The sequence below is a fragment of the Paenibacillus sp. B1-35 genome (genome assembly GCF_050474385.1).
GTDB lineage: Bacteria > Bacillota > Bacilli > Paenibacillales > Paenibacillaceae > Paenibacillus_B > Paenibacillus_B alvei.
On sequence record NZ_JBCHVJ010000001.1, the window covers coordinates 917,164 to 933,173 of the forward strand.

General features: G+C 45.0%; 13 protein-coding genes. 4 read left to right on the forward strand and 9 right to left on the reverse strand.

The annotated features are described in order from the left end of the window. Positions 1–133 precede the first annotated feature (133 nt). Positions 134–1,732, forward strand: a complete 1,599-nt coding sequence (locus tag ACQ5BJ_RS04030) for a M3 family metallopeptidase (protein WP_430108712.1) — start codon at positions 134–136, stop codon at positions 1,730–1,732. A 409-nt stretch (positions 1,733–2,141) separates the two neighbouring features. Here the strand turns inward: ACQ5BJ_RS04030 and ACQ5BJ_RS04035 are convergent, their stop codons facing one another. After that, positions 2,142–3,818, reverse strand: a complete 1,677-nt coding sequence (locus ACQ5BJ_RS04035; RefSeq protein ID WP_430108715.1) for a M28 family peptidase — start codon at positions 3,816–3,818, stop codon at positions 2,142–2,144. Positions 3,819–4,139: 321 nt separating this feature from the next. Between ACQ5BJ_RS04035 and ACQ5BJ_RS04040 the strand changes: the two genes are divergently transcribed. Continuing rightward, positions 4,140–4,964, forward strand: a complete 825-nt coding sequence (locus tag ACQ5BJ_RS04040; protein ID WP_157267196.1) for an undecaprenyl-diphosphate phosphatase — start codon at positions 4,140–4,142, stop codon at positions 4,962–4,964. A 141-nt stretch (positions 4,965–5,105) separates the two neighbouring features. Here the strand turns inward: ACQ5BJ_RS04040 and ACQ5BJ_RS04045 are convergent, their stop codons facing one another. The 5 genes from ACQ5BJ_RS04045 to ACQ5BJ_RS04065 form a co-directional block, all read right to left on the reverse strand. Continuing rightward, positions 5,106–5,387, reverse strand: coding sequence for a barstar family protein (locus ACQ5BJ_RS04045; RefSeq protein ID WP_005550047.1), 282 nt, complete (start codon positions 5,385–5,387; stop codon positions 5,106–5,108). 5 nt (positions 5,388–5,392) lie between these two features. After that, a complete protein-coding gene (locus ACQ5BJ_RS04050; RefSeq protein WP_430108718.1) occupies positions 5,393–5,872 on the reverse strand; it encodes a ribonuclease domain-containing protein in 480 nt (159 codons plus the stop codon). A gap of 205 nt (positions 5,873–6,077) precedes the next feature. Further along, positions 6,078–7,838, reverse strand: a complete 1,761-nt coding sequence (locus ACQ5BJ_RS04055; protein WP_005550044.1) for an ABC transporter substrate-binding protein — start codon at positions 7,836–7,838, stop codon at positions 6,078–6,080. 384 nt (positions 7,839–8,222) lie between these two features. Further along, positions 8,223–9,233, reverse strand: coding sequence for a stage V sporulation protein AD (gene spoVAD / locus ACQ5BJ_RS04060; RefSeq protein ID WP_262866700.1), 1,011 nt, complete (start codon positions 9,231–9,233; stop codon positions 8,223–8,225). A 33-nt stretch (positions 9,234–9,266) separates the two neighbouring features. Then, positions 9,267–10,130 (reverse strand): DUF421 domain-containing protein, encoded by an 864-nt coding sequence (locus ACQ5BJ_RS04065; protein ID WP_268599853.1) that lies wholly within the window; start codon positions 10,128–10,130, stop codon positions 9,267–9,269. Between the two features lie 168 nt (positions 10,131–10,298). On the opposite strand from ACQ5BJ_RS04065, the gene ACQ5BJ_RS04070 reads away from it, so the two are divergent. Together ACQ5BJ_RS04070 and ACQ5BJ_RS04075 are read left to right on the forward strand one after the other, a co-directional pair. Further along, positions 10,299–10,505, forward strand: coding sequence for a DUF1657 domain-containing protein (locus tag ACQ5BJ_RS04070; protein ID WP_005550041.1), 207 nt, complete (start codon positions 10,299–10,301; stop codon positions 10,503–10,505). Between the two features lie 150 nt (positions 10,506–10,655). Next, a complete protein-coding gene (locus ACQ5BJ_RS04075) occupies positions 10,656–10,772 on the forward strand; it encodes a sporulation protein YjcZ (protein ID WP_193373007.1) in 117 nt (38 codons plus the stop codon). Positions 10,773–10,836: 64 nt separating this feature from the next. Here the strand turns inward: ACQ5BJ_RS04075 and ACQ5BJ_RS04080 are convergent, their stop codons facing one another. The 3 genes from ACQ5BJ_RS04080 to ACQ5BJ_RS04090 form a co-directional block, all read right to left on the reverse strand. Next, entirely contained in the window at positions 10,837–11,676 is an 840-nt protein-coding gene (locus tag ACQ5BJ_RS04080) for a M15 family metallopeptidase (RefSeq protein ID WP_268599854.1), read from the reverse strand. Positions 11,677–11,839: 163 nt separating this feature from the next. Continuing rightward, positions 11,840–12,460: a 50S ribosomal protein L25 gene (locus ACQ5BJ_RS04085; protein ID WP_005550039.1), complete on the reverse strand. Its 621-nt coding sequence runs from the start codon at positions 12,458–12,460 to the stop codon at positions 11,840–11,842. A 275-nt stretch (positions 12,461–12,735) separates the two neighbouring features. Next, on the reverse strand, positions 12,736–15,918 hold the full coding sequence (locus ACQ5BJ_RS04090) for a family 10 glycosylhydrolase (RefSeq protein WP_430108724.1): 3,183 nt from the start codon (positions 15,916–15,918) through the stop codon (positions 12,736–12,738). Positions 15,919–16,010 lie beyond the last annotated feature (92 nt).

Here is a 16,010-nt window from a genome sequence, read left to right on the forward strand (position 1 = left end):
TCCAATAGCATCAACAATACCTGCATAATTGTACGATGAATGCCATAAATTAAAACTCCCAAATTACATTATTTTGGTATTGTAATAATTATAAACTTACATCGAGCTAGAAGAAATGGAGGGGAAAATTCCTATGGATGCAATGGATGTGGGGTCTTTTTTGCAGCGTGAGAATGAGAATCTTCAGGAACTAAGCATAAAGATCGATCAAGCAGGATGGATGGTAACTTCTACAGGTGAGGGATCCTGGAATGATGCGTTGGAAGTTGCCCAAAATGAATGGAAGCGTTATTTATCGGATACGGATCGGTTCGCCCTCATTACGAAGCACCTAGAGAATAAGCAGCTTACGTCATTACAAAAACGACAGCTTACAGAGCTTCGTCACTTGATGATCAATCAACAGTTAGATCCGAAGCTTGCCGAACACTCTACTCGCATGACAAAGGAACTCGTAGACATTTTCAATTCCTACCGTCCTACCCTAAAGAACCAGCATGTATCGAACAATGATATTCGCACGATTCTGGAAACGAGCATTGATCCGGACGAACGTAAGCAGGCTTGGCTCGCTAGCAAGCAAATTGGCAAGCAGGTCTGCGATCGTTCACTACGGCTTATCCAGCAGCGCAATGAAGAGGCGCGCACACTTGGTTACGACAATTATTATCAGATGCAATATAGCGCGCAGGATCTCGATCTTGATGGCGTATTTGCCTTAATCGATGAGCTGCTTGTCCAGAGTGAAGAACCGTATCGGCTCGTGAAGCAGCAAATTGACGAGGAACTGGCTCAAAAATTTCGTATTACAGTATCGCAACTTAGGCCGTGGCATTATTCAGATCCATTCTTTCAGAGTACGCCTGCTGTCAGTGAATGGAATATGGCCGATTATTTGCAAAATGACCGGATGGAAGCAATTACTGCAGAGACGTTTCAACGTATGGGACTTGATATCAAAGATGTTATCGCACGCAGTGACCTATATCCGCGTGATAAGAAATATCCATATGGGTATTGCACGGCGATGGGACGTACGGGCGAACCACGGATCATGATGAGCATCAATCCGAGCGAATTTTGGATGAGCGTAATGCTGCACGAGTTCGGTCATGCGGCATATGAGAAAAATATTGACGCAGCGCTGCCTTTCCTGCTGCGGAAGCCTGCCCATACGCTTACTACCGAAGCGATTGCGATGCTCTTTGGCAGAATGACAAAGGAAGAGGAATGGATTACCCGCTTCATCAAGCCGGAACCAACCGCCTTTTCTTCCCATGCTTCTGCCCTGCCCGGTACTCTTCAACGCGAGATGCTGGTCAGTATGAGATGGTATATTACATTTGTGAAGTTCGAGCGGGAGCTGTATGAGCGTCCACATACGAACGTGAATGAACGTTGGTGGCAACTCGTAGCAGAGATCCAGCACTTGCATGCGCCTGAGGATACCCGGCATCCGCACTGGGCTGCCAAGATGCATTTCACGCTTGCTCCTGTAAGCTATCAAAGCTATTTATTGGGTGAGCTGACTGCTTCCCAACTGCAACATTATATGATGGCGAATATTTCGCATGACTTGTTCTCTCTGGAAGCAGGAACTTTTGTAAAGGAGCAATTTTTCCTCCCTGGCGCGACATGGACATGGAATGATCTGTTGAAGCGTACAACGGGCGAGCCGCTTAATCCAAAGTATTTTGTCCAACAGTTCGTAAGCTCGCACTGCAATCGATAACACTATACCGTACTCGTACATATGAGGAATGCAGGGCAGAATATCATCTCTCGCTGCACATTCCCCTTTTACGTTCTAATGAAAAGTTGTATTCACCGTATTCGCTGGACTTCCTACTTCAACCGGATCAATTCGGCGTAATAGAAACGACGAATCTTGCAAAAAGGCTTGCAAATACGCATGAGCAAACGGTTGTTCTAATTGAGATTTTCCGTTTCTTCCGGATTTGTAGCATGATGACAATAGTTCTCGACAGGTTGGCGGATTAGAAGGCGATATAAAGCTATGGGAACAATGGTGTTCCTATGTGCGAGTAGATGTGATGAAGCTTGTATGGCACTATCGTAACACTTGATATAACCGGATAAAAAGAAAACAGCACCCATGTTGCCGCATGAGTGCTGTTCCGCTATTTCACTTTCATGTAATGCGCAGCTTGGCTGCTGCGAATAACGATTAGGTTCGTCATAAGCGGCTGCAGCAGAGTAAATATCAATACACAAAGCACCGAGCTGAACAAATTAATAAAGAGGGGCATGCCTGTGTATAGGAGATGCAATAAACTTGTTGTCAGTGTCAGTGGAGCAATAGCCAGTACAAAATGGATCCCGGAATGATAAATTGACGCAGCTGGATTAGGCTTGAACAGGATGAATGAAATAACAATACCGTGAATGAGAAGCGGAAGCAGGAATAAATAGCTTGCTCCAGGGAAAAGTCCTATTGCAACTATCAGAAGCAGGAAGTAGAACAGCATCCCTGTCAGCATCATTTCTAATCCATTAACAACATGACGTGTGAGTCGAGTGATTAAGAGATGTACAAATAATGCAGCCAGTACGAATGCGAGATTAACTGAAGCAGGTATGGAAGCAAGATTAAGCTGCATACCTGCAATCAAATTTCCAATATACACTCCCCCAACAAAGAGCAGATAAGAAAGAATAACGGACGAAATCACACTTCCTAATATAATAAGGAAACTATTAGCCATTCCTTTCAGCGCGATCGCTCTTTTCTTGAGAAGGACAGCAATAGCTAGCAGCCACCCAACACCAATAAGAACGGACATAGGTACGGTCCAAGCATCGGGATAATGCAGCAGCATCGTGAACCAATTGAAATACACGTGTTCTGGTTCAATCAATTGCTTCAAATCCATGCTTCCGAATCGTTTGGCTGCCGCAAGTGCGTTTTCCCCATGATGCTGCAACGTTGCAAGAGAGACGTTCTCAGGCGCATCTTGTGCTGTATGGTATTTGTCCCAGCCGTCAATATACCCGAAGTTAAGTCCTGGAATGCCAGCTTGAAGTGAAACGGTTAAATCCGTATCATTTGGCATCATCCGATATATTTCGCCTAACATAGAGCTGCTAACCGGCGATACTGCGAATGAAGCAAAGCCGGATATAAGAGCTCCATTATCCTTACTCGTTTGAAACATAAGAGAAGACCCTTTTGAGCCTCGCGCCTCAAAATTGAGAACCAGGCCTATCTCCTCCCGCAGCTTTTCATCTAACCAGAATAGCTCTGCACCAAGCAGCCCTTTCTCTTCACCATCTGACAGAACGAACCAAATATCTCGCTCAAGCGGCGGACTAGATTGTAGGACCCGTGCCGTTTCCAATAGCGTGGCGACCCCAACCGCATCGTCGTTAGCACCTGGTCCAAAAGGCGTTGAATCATAATGTGCCAACAGCATTAATGCTTTGCCTGGCTTGGTTCCTTTATGTATGCCGATAATATTATGCAGCTCTAAAGACTCTGTTGCGCCTTTAACTATACCTGTCCATGGATACGTTTTGACAGAAGGCTGCAGCCCTAACAATTTCATTTGCTCCACCAAATACGCTCTAACCTTAGCGTTCTCAGCCGTACCTGATGGATGCGGCTTCCGGGCAATTGCCTGCACATGCTTAAACGCTCTTGCAGCAGAAAATTGTAGTTTTGGCGCATCCTCTCCCTTAGGAGCAGGCGGCTGCTCGAACCATAAAGTTGAGAGTATAAGCAGCACACACAAGATTACGATACCCATCGACCTAACCCACATACTTATTGAATACTGTTCAGTCAAAGTCTTGTTCAAGATCGACTCACCTCCATAATCCCCAACATAACAAAAGGTATTTTTTACCTTTTCTGATACTAATATCATATCCGACCTTTATGTTAAGAACAAGAAATAAATAGAAATAAATGATCATGTATTGCTTCCTTATTTATGTCGAACTTACTCCATCACATCGTATCCAACAAATTAAAGCAAACATTTTGTTAACGTATTATATATTATGTTAACTTATACTACCACAATGCACAAAATCGCTATATAATACGATTTGTGCTGTACGCAATATTATATCGAAGGCCTTACATAGGAGAGTGACTATTGTTGAATTGGTGGGACATGTTTGTCGGATTTATTTTAGGAGTTGTTGAAGGCCTGACAGAATTTGCTCCGGTATCATCTACCGGACATATGATTCTTGTGGATGACTTTATGCTGCATTCCAAGGAAATATTCTCGCCTCAAATGGCGAATATGTTCAAGGTCGTCATTCAGCTTGGCTCCATTCTAGCTGTTGTCGTCGTATTTTGGGATCGTTTTTTCCAGCTTCTCGGCTTGAAGCGTGCACCAGTTGATCCGGAACTGGGCAGAGCCGGTCATTCCAGATTGAAGCTGACTCAAGTATTGGTCGGATTAATCCCTGCAGCCGTGCTTGGATTACTGTTCGAAAAGTATATTGATCAATACTTATTTTCTATTCAGACCGTCTTGATCGGTCTCGTGCTAGGTGCAGTGCTTATGGTTGCAGCGGATTGGTTCCGGCCTGCAAAGCCAACAGCCAAGACTGTCGACCAGGTTACGTACATGCAAGCGCTAGGCATCGGCTTGTTCCAGTGTCTTGGACTATGGCCGGGCTTCTCCCGCTCCGGCTCTACAATCTCCGGCGGCGTACTGCTTGGGATGAGTCACCGTGCAGCGGCTGACTTTACATTCATTATGGCCGTACCTGTCATGGCAGGTGCCAGCGGATTATCCCTTCTGAAGCATTGGAAGGATTTCTCGATGGATGCACTTCCGTTCTTTATTGTCGGGTTCATAAGCGCGTTTTTGTTCGCCCTGCTGTCTATTCGCTTCTTCTTGAAGCTCATCAACCGAATTAAGCTGGTCCCATTTGCGATTTATCGCGTCGTATTGGCCGCAGTGATTTATTTTGTTTTCTTATAAAATGAACAGCACGACAACAGTCTTACAGCATAGCAAAACAAGCCTTTGACCTAATGGTCAAAGGCTTGTTTTCGATTACCGTTATCGTGGTCAATGGAATAAAGAAATGACCTCTCATCCCTATCTATCCATTTTCTCAAGTTACCGAGTTATCTTCACCTTGAATCCGTCCAGCTCCGCTTCTGCATCCCGAAATAGCTGCAGCAGCTGCTCACAGTATTCCCCCAGTTGCTTTTTACTAGCCTCATAATGGCTCCAATGAATTGTAAGCGGCAGTGAAGAGGCTTCCGTCAAACAATCCCACAGCGCATCCAAATTCCGTCCATAATAATCGGGAAGCTCCAGCACCTCGCTGAGCACATCATGCACCGCATTACGAGAGGATATAGCACGCCCATCCAATTCAACAACTCGTCTTGTCATCGTCCTCATTCCTTCCCTTTCATCTGCCGGAATGTTTTATAATGATCCTCGGTCTTGTAAATAAGTCCGTCATTTGAGAAGAGAAGACGGTCTTTCCCACGAAAGCCATCAGAATAGTGGATGTCTGCCTCATACCAAATGCGGCCCTTCTTCTTGGGCAGCTTGCCTTCCCGATTGCGGAAGATATCTCCGCCAATACTCTTGCCTGGAGCTACTTCATTCAGATTTCCTTCCTTTGCATTCCATCCGAGCTTCTCCGCTTCCTTCTTCGTAATGAAATTATCTGGCAGAGAATGATGCTTCCTTATATAATTCGCTACTTCCTCGAAGTCTGTTAGAGGTTTCGATTGAACTGGCTCGTTAGACTCCACTGTTGGCGAAGGACGTTCAATGGCCTTCTTCCCTTTATCAACCTGTGTCGTGCCGCATCCTGTCATTACCATCAAGGTAAGGAACAAGACGAACAGCGATTTCATCCATTTCAACGTAAAATTCCCTCCATATGTGCTAATCACCTGCTATTGTGAATCAGGAATTATTGTAACATGAATAAGCCCATAGATTAAAATCTACTTTTAGATTACCAGCGTAGCCATCAAAACAAACCTTCGCATCTCTAGTTCAGACGAGTCAAAATAAAAAGAAAGTCCAGCATAGCGCTGGACTTTCCAAGAACATAAGCATGTTCGATTATTGAATGTGAATAGTAGGAAGAGAGTACGTGAAATCGCGGTAAGGCGACATATCGAAGCCTTGCAGGCGAGCGTTCGTTGCGAACATATCACGACGTTGGTACATGAAGATGTAAGGAAGATCTTCGTTCAGCTCTTTATAGATTTGATGGAAGAATCCTTTCCGTTTCTCAACATCGAGGGTCGAATTAGCCTGCTTGAACAAATCATCGATCTTCGTATTGCTGTATCCGATATCGTTTTGGAAGCCTTTCGTTGAGAATACACCTTCAGAAGATTGCGGATCTGGCGTCAAGCTCCATGCCATGAACAGCATGTCGAAATCGCCCTTCTTACGCTTGTCGACAACTGCGTTGAATTCCATTTGGTCAGCGATGAACTCGATGCCAAGATCGCCGAAGTTCTTCTGTGCAACTGGAATAATTGCATCATTGACTGGGTTCGGTGTTGAAGCTGTGAAGTGAATTACGAACTTCTCGCCATTCTTCTCACGCTTACCGTCAGCGCCGACTTTCCAGCCTGCTTCATCAAGCAATTGCTTCGCCTTCTCCAGATCGAAGTTGTATTTCGTTACGTCATCTGTGTAAGACCAGGATTGCTTGGATTGCGGAATGTCGATAACGTCTGCATAGCCTTGGTATACGGCATCAACAATCTCTTGACGGTTCAAGCCGTATGTCAGTGCTTGACGAACACGCTTGTCCTTGAACTTATCCAGCTTGTGGTTGAATGCGATGTAGCCGTAGCCATTCGTACGGTACAATGTGGAATCCAGGAAGCCCATTTCCTTCAATTGTTCAACTTGGTCTTTGGATACTGCTGGAGCATCCATATCCGTTTCACCCGTTTGCAGCAATTGAACGTTGGTTTCGTCAGTTGTGAATTTGAAGATCAGCTTTTCAACCTTAGGCTTGCCCAAGAAGTAGTTCTCATTTGCAGTAAACTGCGCTTCTTGTCCTGCTACGAACTTATCCAGCTTGTATGGGCCAGCTCCGATTGGCTTCGTGAACAAGTCATGCATATAACCGAGGTTGCCTTGTTTGTAATCTTTGCCGTAGTATGCCTTAGGCATGATTTCCAAACCACCGATAGCAGCAAGTGCTGTCGCACTAACTTCTGTTGTCGTGAATTCGATCGTTAATGGATCGATAACCTTGATTCCTTCGATGGAAGATACTTTACCTTCGCGGTATTCTTGTCCACCCTTGATATGTGCGTCCTTGACGATATCAGACGGACCATCGTAGGATTTGTCATGCAGTGCAGTAAATGTAAACGCTACGTCTTCTGCAGTAAGATCCGTGCCGTCGCTAAATTTCAAGCCTTTCTTCAGCTTGAACGTATATTTAAGATTGTCAGGAGACACTTGATAGTCTTCCGCCAATGCTTTCTTCAATGTACCATCTTTATCATACTCCAGCATGCCCTTGAATAAAGCGCGCATTACATAAGTATCATAGGCTGTCTCCGAATAAATCGGGTTGAAAATACCTTTTGGAGCTGTCATACCGATAATAGCCATATCTTTACGGTTGTTTGCCAATTCTGGAGATTTAGAAGGATCTGTTGCTTTTATTACGCCCTCAGAAACAATTTCGCCTTCCCCAGCAGCATCGTCCTTTTTCTCTTCTTGGCCAGAACCCTGCTCATTTGATTGTGCATTCTTCTCTGATTCCTTCGCCTTGTCGCTGCCGCACGCGGACAACGCGATCGATACAACAAGAAGCGTACTCAGGAACAAACTCCACTTCTTCTTCATACTTTCGCCCCCTAAATCTGGAATAAATCCAATGATGTGATGTTTTTTTATGCACTATTTTAAACATGGCAGCAGCGGAAAAAAATACGAGAATTTCGTTCGTTTTCCATTAAATTCTTTGCACATAAAACCGTCTACCATAAATAGGCACCTCAATATTTCTCACTATACTACTTTATCTTCATAGTTTTGTAAAGTAGTTTCTTATATTTTCTTACAGGAGTAGTCGTGGAGAGGATTTTTACTCAAATTGATATTTCCATAGTAGACATTATGAATAATTAACCACATGTCTGAAAACAAAATACATTATTACATAAAAAGGGACCCTGATAATCAGGATCCATTATATACATTAATTGTAAGATGATAATTTTTCGTTTTTTACGATTCCATCTCGATGGACACCGCATGGGCAATACATGGAATGCTCTCCCCTTGCTGGTACGAAAGTGGAGACAGCAATGAGCCTGTAGCCACGACTAACAAGCGTTTTAGTTGCCCTCGAATCATTCGCTTCATCAAATGCCCATAAGTGACAACAGCTGAGCAGCCGCAGCCACTGCCCCCAGCTTGAACAGCTTGCTTGTTACGGTCAAATACCATGAGTCCGCAATCGTCGAATACTGTACCCTCCATTGATACTCCAGACTGTTTCAACAAGTCTGACGCGATTGGATGACCGACTGCAGCCAAATCCCCAGTTACGATAAGATCGTAATCTTTTGCCTCCCGCCCGGTGTCTCTGAAATGTGCCCGCAGTGTATCTACAGCTGCGGGAGCCATTGCCGCCCCCATATTGAATGGATCCGTAACCCCTAGATCAATGACCTTGCCTATCGTAGCGGTAGTAACCCTTGGCCCGCTACCTCGGCTGCACAGAACGGCTGCCCCTGCTCCGGTCACAGTAAACTGAGCCGTTGGCGGCTTCTGTGAACCATATTCTGTAGGGTAACGAAACTGCTTCTCTGCTGTACAGTTATGACTGCACGTGCCCGCCAGCGCATAATTGGCATTGCCAGAATCGATAATCATCGCCGCTAGCGCCAACGATTCCATGGAAGTCGAGCACGCGCCAAATACACCAATATAAGGAACTGACAAAGTACGTGCAGCGAAGCTGTTGCTTGTTATCTGATTCATTAAGTCTCCGCCGATGAAGTACTCGATATGGCTTGTATTTACATTTGCCTTCGTAATGGCGAGACTCGTCGCTTGTTCAAGAAGCTTGCGCTCGGCCTTTTCCCAGCTCTTCTCATACAAATCAAGCTGCTCATGAATCAAATCATAATCAGCCGCCAGCGGCCCCTGCCCTTCCTCAGGGCCAACAATAGCTGACGTGCCGATAATATATGGAGCTCGCTCAAATTTCCAAGATTGCTTGCCTATTAGCATAAAGCCACCTCGCTTCATCCCATTCCTTTGCAATTATTGAATGAGTAATGGTCGTACCTTTTCAATAATGTGCTTCATCGTACGAGAACATTGCCAATACATTTGCTTAGCCTTTTCATCTTCTGTTGCCAGGCAGAACAGTTCCAGATCAGCTTCGCATTTTTTCATCGTTGCCAGCGTATTCGCTCGCTTCTGCGGAACCGTGATTTTAATTTGGTCATTGAGGAGATCAACATATAATTCTCCGAAGCTGTCTACTTGAGCCAAATATACATCCTGAACGGCCTTCACCCCCAGTGCGGTTAACTGTTCGCTCAGCCATTTTTTATCACGTCCAATGGTGGCCAGTGGTTTTTCCAAAACCTGACCGTCCATAATGACTGCTTGCGGCTCGTATTCAGGTGCAACTTTGATGCCCAAATGCTTGGGGGTAAAGGGCATATTCTCATTTTTTAACAGCACACTAACATCGCCGCTTGATTCCATCATGGCAAATTCCACATCAGCGACTTTAAATACATCCTTTTTGCGAAGAAGCAGCAGCAATTCATCAGTGGTTAGACGTTCCTTTTTTAAATTATCCTCTAAAATTTTTCCGTTCTTGATAAGGACTGTTGACTTGCCATCAATCCAATCTCGCATCGTTTTACTTTTTAATTGCAATATTTCGATTCCGAATGATACAGCAACCCACACCCCAAGCGACACAAGCCCTAAATACCAATTGCTCTCCAAATCCAAAGAGACATAGGCTGCTAGGCTTCCGATCGTGATGCCGGTTATGTATTCAAATACGGATAATTGCGTTACCTGACGCTTACCGAGCATCTTCGTAAGCAAGAACAAGGCAACAACCGCAACCAAAGTCCGAAGTGTGATTTCCAGCCATTGTGGCATAATACATCCTCCTTGAGAAGAAAAGTTCCATTTGTTCCACTACGTCATTATTTGTAGGTGCTCCTGTTTTTATGAAAGTGGTTTTATTTGCTCCTGGGAGGTATGGTACAGCCGTATTCGGGACAAATTATGCTCTGTAGATCGAATGAGGAAGGGAGGTGTTGCAGCATGACAGTAGGATCACAAGTAAAAACATGCTTAGCTTCATTAAAGGGTGTACAGGCTGATTTAGAATCATTCGCACTAGCTACTCAAAACCAAGAAGCCAAGCAATTATATACCAATGCAGCGCAACAAACGCAGCAGATCTTGGATCAAGTGGAAAGCCGCGTTCAGCAGTTGGAAGCGGAAGAGCCGCAATATAAAGGCTTCTAAACCTAGCAGAACGTACAAGCCATGCAACAATTGCATGGCTTTTTCATATGAATGACGCGCTGAAATCCGTCAAACGTCCAATCACCCCCGCAGTTTCCTACATACAATTATACGGTAATACATCATTCTCCAGCGAAAGGGGTTAAGAACATGTCTGATGTAAGAAACTGTGGTGTTGGCGGATTTTGCGGTGGCTTCACAAGCACAGGTGTTATCTTGGTACTTTTCATTTTGCTTGTAATCGTAAGCCGCTCATTCTTGTTCTAATAATCGAATCCAGGCAACCACCCAAGCATCGCTTGGGTGGTTTATTATTTTTTACTTCTCTTGTCTATTTCCCAAGCTCATTCCAATATGGATAGGACGATTGATAATATTCTTCCAAGGTGATGTCACGTTCGGTCAAAAGCCAAGATAGATTTTTCCCAACATACCGAATGTGCCAAGGCTCATATTGATACCCTGTAATGTGTTCTTTGCCTTTGGGATATCGCACAATATATCCATATTCATAGGCATGATCCTTCAGCCATTTCGCTTCCTTCGTCACTGCGAAGCAAGCTTCAACCGCACATTTCCCGTCACTGCGAGTCAGATCAACAGCCAGCCCTGTCTTATGCTCACTATGTCCAGGTTCTGCGCAGTACAATTCAGCCATTTTCTTGCCATAACGCCGGACATTGTTCTGGTATATTTCCGTTTGAGCAGCTTGAGAGCGGTAAGCAGATACGCCAGCTAAATAAATGCCGTCTTGTCTAGCGCCGGCAATAAGTTGTTCCAAAGCACGGGCCGCTTCTTTACGCAATTTACGCTTATCCACCCGCTCATCAAAAATAAATGGAGCATTCGGATAAACAAGATCACTGGGACGGTAATCATTAGGGAGCTTATTGAATTTGTTCACAAGCACCCCATTACTTCTAACCTCATTTTCTGACAACTTATGAACAAGCTGTGTCGGCATTTGCTGCATCTTCCATACTGCGTGATTGAATGAACGCAAGGTTTGCAGGTGCAGCTCAACGGTATCCCCTGCATGAACCGTATAGGATAAGTGAGCAGCAGGCTTTGTCTCAATATGCAGCATGGTTCGCTCATTTCCCTGTATCATGCAACCACTGTACAAGGTCAGACTCAACACCAAAATGCTTATCACATATATATTCCGCAATCCATCACCCCCATCACTACTTGTTAGTATGAGTCGATGAGACATGATTCATGTGAATCGAAATAACAGTTATTAATAATTAAAAAGAGCCTGCCTGTGCTTAATGCGCACCTCAACAGACTCTTAACGCTATATATTATTAATTATATTACTTATTATTTCGCTATGCCTCAATTGCTGCTGGCGCCTCCGCTAGCGACTCTTCCTCACCCTCCGCTTCTTCCATTCCTCGCTGCGTAACAATGGATACCAACAGTTCGTTCTTATGGGATATGAGATGTATATGTTCTGGAACTTGAACATCTTCTACCAATAATTTGCCGCCTATCCTCAAAGTAGAGATATCGACTTGAATAACGGAAGGAAGATGTGCAGGCAGCCCCTCAATCTCCAGATTCGTTTCTTGTGTTTGCAAAATACCGCCTTTTTTCACACCTACAGGTGTGCCCACATACTCAATTGGCACATGAATGCGAATCGGATGATTGGCCGATACCTGTTGGAAGTCAATATGCGCATAAGCACCGTCGCCTTTGACAACGTCCTTGATTAAAGCTTGTACAGGCTTCATACCCTCAATCTGCAGCTGGAACACCTCTGTGCGTCCAACACGGGCGAGCTTAGCGAACTCCCTTGAATCGACATGAAGTGCTGTACTTTCCATATCTGCACCGTACACAACACCCGGAATCCGACCTTTCTGACGTAATTCACGAAGGGAAGAGCGAGTAAAGTCCGTTCTTCTCTCTGCTTTCAGTTGATAAGTTTTGCCTTGTGCGTTCATGATGAAACTGCCTCCTTATAGCAATCCTTTCACTTCACCAGAGTGAGTCCTGCGATGAGTGTAGCAGGACATGTGTATCATTACCCTAATTCAACTAATGTGAAACTCATTTTTCGAAAATTTTCATTATTTTCAGAAATAAATCAAATATCGCAATAATGACGGATATGTTGCCATCGCGTATAAGAAAAGCCAGCATTCGGTTTGAATGCTGGCTTTGGCGTTTGCATGCGCTGTTTTATAGGGTGGGATCAACAAATAGGAAGCTCACTGCTTCATTTCATTAACACGTGGATTTGCAGCGTTCCCTGCAAAAATCTTCCGTATTTAACAGTTATGGTCGCAGTACCGGGTTGTTTTGCATTTACCCGGCCATCCTCCCCAACAGACATTATCGAAGATGAACTGCTGGTAAATCGGAGATCGCTGGTCATCTCGAACCGATCACCGTTCTTCGCAATGCCATATACTTTTATTTGCTGCTGCTGTCCAACAACCATTCTCGCATCAGCCTTTATTTCGATTGACGCAAGCGTTTGATTCCATATCGTTTTAGATTGACTAAGGTTGCTTTCGTTGTGGAGCCGATCAGCAGCGGTTACCGCATACGAATACTGCTTTCCGGGATTGCCTGTCGTGTCTAGGTAAAACTGATACATCCCATTTATTTTCCGAATCGTTGTCAATATGTTCTTCGGATCGTTAATGTCAATTGCTGTATTGCCTTCGGCCCGATATATCACGTAATAAGCTGCTGAGCTGTTCTTTGCATCCTCCCAGGACAGGTGCACACCCTGACCTGTTACATGCGCAGCCGTAAGCTTGGGTACAGGCGGGGTATTGGCTGGCAGCCATGGCATCTCGGGAACAAGCGCCTTAAAGCGATAGCTCTCTCCACTTAGCCGATCCTTCAAACCAAGGGGATTGTTAAGGATATCCGTCGTGCTAAAATGCATGCTGCCCTTCACCACGTCGAAATTGAGCAGGTACTTCAGTTGATTAGGAAGCTCATCTGGATTGAGCCATGCTGGCGTATTGGGATCGTTTACCTTATAATCGGCATGACCAATATAGAGCTGAGTGTGCGTACCTTCAGTTTCCTTCACCCACCAGTCCACAAGCTTCTCAAAAGCCGCTGGAGTAAAGCCAAAATACCAATAAATTTGCGGAGTAATATAATCAATCCAGCCCTTTTGAATCCATAAGCGGGTATCTGCATAAAGGTCATCATAGTTCTCTACACCAGCTGTCGTGTCCGATCCAGTCGGATCTGTCGCTTTATTGCGCCACACTCCAAATGGGCTAATTCCGAACTTCATGTAAGGTTTCACTTGCTTCATTTTCTTCGCCAATTCCTCGATGAAGGCATTCACATTGTTGCGTCTCCAATCCGTAATGTCGGTAAACCCAGCCCCATAGTTCTGATAAGTCTCCCGATCCGGAAAGTCTACCCCATCTACCTTGTACGGATAGAAGTAATCATCGAAGTGAACCGCATCGATATCATAATTGTTGACAACCTCCATAACGCTGTCTATGACAAAGCGCTTCGCCTCAGGCACGCCTGGATTGAAATAAAGCTTCCCTCCGTAGGTGATAACCCAATCAGAATGCAGTCTCGCAGGATGATCGGCAACCAATTTTGTAACGTCTGACTGCATGCTGACACGATAGGGATTGAACCAAGCGTGGAATTCCATATTGCGCTTATGTGCTTCCTCAATCATGAACTGAAGCGGATTGTATCCCGGATCCTTACCCTGTACGCCAGTCAGCCATTCTGACCATGGCGCGTACTTCGAAGGGTAGAATGCATCAGCAGTCGGCTTGATTTGCATCACAACCGCATTCATTCCTGCCGCTTCCAGTTCATTTAACAGCTGAATAAAATCACGCTTCTGTTCTTTCTCCGTTACAACACCCTCTCGCGGCCAGTCGATATTGACGACTGAAGCAATCCAAGCCGCTCGCAATTGGCGCTTGGGAGGTGATGAATTCTTATTAACGACAAGCGTGAAATCCGCTGTCTTTCCTCCGTAAGTAGCTGAAATGGAGCTAATTCCAACTTGAAGCGCAGCTATGACACCAGTTGCATCTACCGTCGCTGTCTTCGGCTGACTTGTCTTGAACATCACACTGCTTGTCACCTCTTGCGATGTGCCATTTGAGTAGTAAGCTGTCACTTTCCCTTGCAAGGACTCGCCAATAGTCATTGCGCGAAGTCCAGACAGTTCAATTTTCTCCAGCTTCGGCTGCGCCGCAACAACCGTTAGCTCATAAGAGGAAGTCAGCTCGCCATATACCGCCTTCATCACGCTCGTACCACTCTCCAAGGCAGTGACCATGCCAGCTGCATCAATGGAAGCTACCTTCGGATTGCTGCTGTAATATGTGATTCCATCAAGCATAGCAACAGGCTTCGGTGTACTTTCGTAGCGCGCAAATGCATTGGTTTTTACACGTTGACCGATCTCCATGAGCGGATTTCCATACAGGCTCAATTGCTGCATGGCTGGTGCGCTGCTGGTGACAGCAACTTCATATACCGAGTCTGGAGCCTGCAAATATTGAATGGTTAACTTTGCACGTCCTTCACCTACTCCTGTTATGGTATGATCAGCATTCACTCGTACAATCGAAACATCACTGCTTACAAGTACTGCATCCTTGGTTACATCTGCTTGCTCTGCTGCTCCAGCATATGTTGCCAATACCTGAACCCGCTTGGTTTCCCCCGTCTGCAAGGGCGGTAAACCGGCAACAGTAACTTCATAGACAGTAGTCGCTCCATAGAAAGCCCGCAAACTATCGAAAGAAATAGCTCCGCTATTTTTGTTCCGATCATTCGTTTCTACCACATACAACTGGTTCAGTTTAATAGGCTGGACTAGATTCGTAGGCATGTTTGCCGTAACATACCTCCATCCCTCCCAACTCAGCCCGTTGCTGGTTGTAAAGTCTATTGTAGGCCTTGCTCCTGTTCCGTCCTGCAATTGAGCTCGCAGCCAATGTTTATTTCCATCTCCATATACCCAAACACCGATTGTAGAAGGATAGCCGATTAATTCCCGACCTGCTCCACCAGAAGCATTTAAGAAATTCAGATAGGCTGCGGATGTTCCTGATGTATCAGTGAAATCATAGGTGAGCTTGACGGCATGCTCATCATGCTGCACAGCATCCGGCCTAGAGGTTAAGATTGCCTTAACAGAGCCCGGCACTGCTCGAGCGGATGATGCCGTTAATTGTTGAAGCTGCTCGAAGTCATCAATTAACAGGGAGGAAGCAGCGCTTTCAAGATTAGGCAACATAGCCTGTTCATCGGCCGCTTCAGAAGATGGTGTCGGTGACGCTTCTGAGGAATTTATCGCGTAAGCGTTTACAATTGTGCTGAACATAAACATGACCGACAGCATTACCATGAGCATAATGCGAGCCCGTTTCCTTGCATGATGCAACGTTAATTCCCTCCTTCTTGATTAAGAAATGAGAATATCATCAGACAGCTCTAGATGGATGAAATATAATTTCACAATTTTTAACAACTTAA

Bases quoted from the DNA above. Each gene is read 5' to 3' on its own strand.
- ACQ5BJ_RS04030 (WP_430108712.1), top strand. From the start codon at position 134: ATGGATGCAATGGATGTGGGGTCTTTTTTGCAGCGTGAGAATGAGAAT.
- ACQ5BJ_RS04040 (WP_157267196.1), top strand. From the start codon at position 4,140: ATGTTTGTCGGATTTATTTTAGGAGTTGTTGAAGGCCTGACAGAATTT.
- ACQ5BJ_RS04045 (WP_005550047.1), bottom strand. From the start codon at position 5,387: ATGACAAGACGAGTTGTTGAATTGGATGGGCGTGCTATATCCTCTCGT.
- ACQ5BJ_RS04055 (WP_005550044.1), bottom strand. From the start codon at position 7,838: ATGAAGAAGAAGTGGAGTTTGTTCCTGAGTACGCTTCTTGTTGTATCG.
- spoVAD (WP_262866700.1), bottom strand. From the start codon at position 9,233: ATGCTAATAGGCAAGCAATCTTGGAAATTTGAGCGAGCTCCATATATT.
- ACQ5BJ_RS04065 (WP_268599853.1), bottom strand. From the start codon at position 10,130: ATGCCACAATGGCTGGAAATCACACTTCGGACTTTGGTTGCGGTTGTT.
- ACQ5BJ_RS04070 (WP_005550041.1), top strand. From the start codon at position 10,299: ATGACAGTAGGATCACAAGTAAAAACATGCTTAGCTTCATTAAAGGGT.
- ACQ5BJ_RS04075 (WP_193373007.1), top strand. From the start codon at position 10,656: ATGTCTGATGTAAGAAACTGTGGTGTTGGCGGATTTTGCGGTGGCTTC.
- ACQ5BJ_RS04085 (WP_005550039.1), bottom strand. From the start codon at position 12,460: ATGAACGCACAAGGCAAAACTTATCAACTGAAAGCAGAGAGAAGAACG.